The organism is Microcystis sp. LEGE 08355, from assembly GCF_015207185.1.
Taxonomy (GTDB): domain Bacteria; phylum Cyanobacteriota; class Cyanobacteriia; order Cyanobacteriales; family Microcystaceae; genus Microcystis; species Microcystis panniformis.
In genome coordinates this window covers 1-4,494 of sequence record NZ_JADEXI010000385.1, presented here as the reverse complement: position 1 = coordinate 4,494, position 4,494 = coordinate 1, and the positions used below count along the sequence as shown (strand labels likewise).

The 4,494-nt window shown below is 43.6% G+C and carries 5 protein-coding genes; 2 read left to right on the top strand and 3 right to left on the bottom strand.

The annotated features are described in order from the left end of the window. The first annotated feature begins 174 nt into the window (after positions 1–174). Both IQ242_RS17505 and IQ242_RS17500 read left to right on the top strand, forming a co-directional pair. A complete protein-coding gene (locus IQ242_RS17505) occupies positions 175–756 on the top strand; it encodes a DUF1997 domain-containing protein (RefSeq protein WP_193960848.1) in 582 nt (193 codons plus the stop codon). Positions 757–764: 8 nt separating this feature from the next. After that, positions 765–1,115: a Rieske (2Fe-2S) protein gene (locus IQ242_RS17500; RefSeq protein ID WP_002731942.1), complete on the top strand. Its 351-nt coding sequence runs from the start codon at positions 765–767 to the stop codon at positions 1,113–1,115. 314 nt (positions 1,116–1,429) lie between these two features. On the opposite strand, the gene IQ242_RS17495 is transcribed toward IQ242_RS17500, so the two are convergent. From IQ242_RS17495 to IQ242_RS17485, 3 genes are all read right to left on the bottom strand, one after another. Continuing rightward, positions 1,430–2,242, bottom strand: a complete 813-nt coding sequence (locus IQ242_RS17495; protein ID WP_193960847.1) for a DUF362 domain-containing protein — start codon at positions 2,240–2,242, stop codon at positions 1,430–1,432. 15 nt (positions 2,243–2,257) lie between these two features. Beyond that, entirely contained in the window at positions 2,258–3,244 is a 987-nt protein-coding gene (gene dusA, locus IQ242_RS17490; RefSeq protein ID WP_193960849.1) for a tRNA dihydrouridine(20/20a) synthase DusA, read from the bottom strand. A 314-nt stretch (positions 3,245–3,558) separates the two neighbouring features. Next, positions 3,559–4,494, bottom strand: a 936-nt coding sequence (locus IQ242_RS17485) for a collagen-like protein (protein ID WP_193960846.1), incomplete at its 5' end; no start/stop codon positions are given.

Below are 4,494 nucleotides of genomic sequence, written 5' to 3'. Positions count from 1 at the left end.
CTGTTGACTTAAAACCCCCCCACTGATAACTGATCACTGAAAAAAGCCCAACTTTGGGCAAAAATCTGGTTTGTGTCCCCTCTTAGCGGTAAAATTTCTACATCTGGACTGTCGAAAAGCATAAGTTTTGTAAAGTAAAATTAAGAAGGGAGACAAATTTAAGATAACCAACTTATGGAAGTAACTTTTACCGCTGCCGAATCCCTAGAAATTGTTGTTGCTGAACAAACCATCCCGATTCAGCATTATCTGCGTCAACCGCAAAGATTAGTACAGGCTATCGTTGAGACTAGCTTAACAGAACACTTGTCCGAGAATCGGTTTCGCCTAAAAATGCGTCCCCTAAACTTTTTGAATTTGTACTATTTTCAGCCCACGGTTATTCTTAATGTCTGGGCCACCTCTGAGGGGACGATATTTTTGCAATCAGAAGACTGTCAGATCAAAGGTATTGATTATATCAACGATCGCTTTAGCCTCAATGTTAAAGGCAAACTCGCTCCTGTGGAAAAAAATAATCAAACCTATCTAGCGGGAAAAGCCAATCTTGAGGTGAAAGTCGCCCTACCACCGCCATTATGGTTAACCCCGCGTCCGTTGTTAGAAATCACCGGCAATAGTCTCTTAAAAGGGGTTTTATTGCGGATTAAACAGCGTTTAATGAGTCAATTGTTGCAAGATTACCAACAATGGGCTAAACAGGATATTATTGCCCAAAATTACCCCGAAACCATTCTCGATCTCTCCCTTAGTTAAATAAAAATATGAGTTGGACAAAAGTATTATCTGTAGATTCCCTTGCCCCCGGCGCCCGTCAAGTGGTAAAAGTGGGGGAAAATTCCATTCTGTTGATTAACAATAACGGTCAATTCCACGCCGTCGGCAACCGTTGTCCCCATTTAAAATTATCGATGACGAAGGGCAAAATTACCGAGGACGGCGCGATCGTTTGTCCCTGGCATCGTAGTTCGTTTGATCTCTGTAGTGGTGCTGTCAAAGACTGGATTACCTGGCCCCCTGTGGTTAACAAAGCGATGGCGGCAGTTTCTCAACCCCAAGCTTTACCCGTTTATCCCCTTCGCATCGAAGACGGCAGCATCTGGATAGACGCTTGACATCCTCACCGAGGGGGGTTTTGGGCAACCTAAAGAGCAGTTCACTCGACAATGGGTTAATCTCGGAGAATGCCAAACGTACCTCGCTCGCTTCCGTAAAAACCCAGTTATGGACTGTTCCCCTCCCCCGCTCCTAGGGTTGATTCCAGGTAGGGTTGATTCATGAATCAACCCTACCCCGCTCCGGTGATCCCCACTCTCCTGTATATTTTTTAAACAGGATTGCGCGAGGTCATTCTGTTATTCTGACTTCCCCTCCTAACGACCGGCTCCTGACGACCGACTCCTAACCCCACCAAGAAACTTTTTTAACCCTAATTGGTTCCGTTTAAAAGTTGAGAACGAAGCAAATCGATCGCATCTAAATAACTTGGCATCGGTTCATCACCTAACAGACAAGCACTGCGATCAACGCTAATCATATCATCACCCCAAAACACTTGACCGAGAGGAATAGATTTTCCTCGATCCGGTCGCCAATTACTACTAAAATATTTGAGATTAGCGTCCACCACTGCCCCATCAAAAAGATGACCGATACAAAAATAAACATCCTGTAAAATTAGCGGTACGGAGGGGCGATGTAATTGCCCCCGCGAGTTGGGACTACGGGCTTTATAATGACTACGGGGAAAGAGTCCATAGAGATTTTTTAAAGAAGCAGAAATCAGGGGTTTATCCTTTAAATGGGTGCGTTTTAAGGTTCCAATCGTGATCCGACAATCCACTTCTTCGATAATTTTAGGGGCAAACATCGAGGGAAAACGGACAGGAAAAGGGGAAAGATTCGGATATTCTTGCTGGGGTAAACTATCAGCATCAAGAATAGTTATTCCAGGATAGAGAATAGATTTTACTCCCAAAATATCGATAATTTCTCTCAAAGAAATAGCCGAACATACTCCCTCTACCAAGATAATTTCTGCTCCAGGATTTACCCCTCTCAATCCCCGCAAAACTTGACTTAATACCGGCAGACTAACCGTTACCGGTGGTGGCACAGGATAACCTAAATTAGGTTTAATTAAAATACGTTTAGCTGTGATAGCTGCCCGGGGAGGTTGATAAACAAAATCCGCCATAGCTGAATTTTTTACCCCGGCAGTAATTGAGGATTGGGTAATCATAGAGAGGAAAATAAATCAATGGGAATTAGCCAGATCATTTAGGGAATTTACCTGCTGTAAAGCTTGCCAGATTACCCCAGAATCGGCCCCAGGAAAATGGCTATTTTCACTAATATAACGCTTCCAGGCCTTAGTTCCGGGCTGACCGGCAAAAAGCTGTAAAAGATGTTTGCTGATCTGGTGTAATTTATAACCTTTACTCACCCACTCATCGATGTAGGGAAGCATTTTTTTGATTACTTCTTCCCGGGTAGGAGGAGTAACCGATTCCCCATAAAAATCTTGATCGACTGTGGCAAATAAATAGGGATTATCGTAGGCTGCCCGACCGATCATAACTGCATCTACTAATTGTAAATGTTGTCTAGCCTGTTCTAAATTAATGATACCGCCATTAATTTCAATAAACAAATGGGGAAACTGATTTTTTAGGCGATAAACATCATCGTAACGTAGGGGGGGAACGGTGCGATTTTCCTTGGGACTTAATCCCTGTAACCAAGCTTTACGCGCATGGATGGTAAAACGTTGACAACCCGCATCCGCGACAATACGGACAAAATTCGCCATATTTTCGTAACTATCCTGATGATCAATGCCAATTCTCTGTTTTACAGTCACGGGAATCGATACAGCTTGATTCATTGCCGATATTCCCCTCGCGACTAATTCCGGGTTAGCCATCAAACAAGCGCCGAAATTGCCCTCTTTTACCCGAGAACTAGGACAACCCACATTGAGATTTACTTCGTCATAACCCATATCTTCGGCTATTTTAGCGCATTCTGCCAAAAGATAGGGATTATCACCCCCTAACTGCAAAGCGAGAGGTTTTTCTGCTAGGGAGAACCCCAGCAACTTATAGCGATCGCCGTGTTGAATCGCCATCGTCGTGATCATTTCCGTGTAGAGAAGGGGACGACGGCTAATTTGTCGCAAAAAATAGCGAAAATGGCGATCGGTATAATCCATCATCGGCGCCACACTTAAAATACTGCCCATCTTTCCCTTGATTTTTTCGCTGATCGGGACATTCTCTGGTGAACCCCAGAGAATAACCAGTCTTCCTCTCAACATATTTTAAGGCTTTTTGGTAAGTAGGTAGGCGTTAAAAATTATCAGACACCACCCTTATCAAGGGGGGACTAAGGGTAGGGTTGATTCATGAATCAACCCTACTATGAATCAACCCTAGGACTAAGGGGGGATCGAACCTAAAATCTATTTTTAATTTAATTATAACCAGCTACTTAAGTTGACTATCTAAATTACTGGTTAAGACTGCACCGGAGAAAGGAGAAGGGGACTTTTTTAACTTACCTCCGCAGGATATTTGCTCCTTTAATCGTGTCGCGGATGACGATTTTTTGTTCTTTGGAATAACCAGCAAAAGAACGAGTAGCAAGTAACTCGATTTCTACCCCAGTACCCGATCGCAAAGATTCCACAGGTAAGGGTAATTGACCGATATCCAGAATAAATTGATTGCCGTCCTGTCGGACTAAATTAGCAGGCATATCTCCTTCATAGCGAGTGACAAAATCAGTTCTGGGACTGGTTTGCAGGTCGTCTGCTTGCCAACGGGTGATGCGATAACGCAGTTTAAATTTAGTGCCAATTAAATTCGATTGGGAAGCTTTATCTTCGAGAAAAAGCCTTAAATCAGTACCATTTCCTGTAATACCTTTTGCTTCTAATTGGGTGACATCTCGTTCAAAAACAGCATTGTAAACGACAAATTCCGTAACATTATTGCGTTTTTGAGTGGTTCCCTCGATCCAGAGTTCACTGGGGACAGTTACCTTCATTTCCTTTTGATCATCGAGGGTTAAAGTAAAACGCTGATTAGCAAACCGGTTAAACTCTTGGGGCGCATTCCAAATTAAAATAAAAGAACGTTCCGATCGATCTAATAAAATCCGATATTGATCATCGATCAGGGAACCGGGGGAAAATAAAGACACTGCCCCGGTGCGAGTTTCCCAACTATTTTTAGAGAGAATATAACCCCGTTCTTTTAACTCCGACAGGGGAACAGTTGCGCTCGGTTGATCGGCAGTTAAAGGGCGATCGATTTGAATTAAAGTTAACTGTCCTAAACGTCCCCCGCGACCGTTACGACCACTATTACCCGTCGCCCCATCGAGACCATCCTGACAGCTAAATTCTCTGGTGGTACAGCTATAATTGGCATCACCCGGCCTACCGCTGCAGGTTTGAATTGTCCAGAAAGGTTGGGAACAGCGACAACC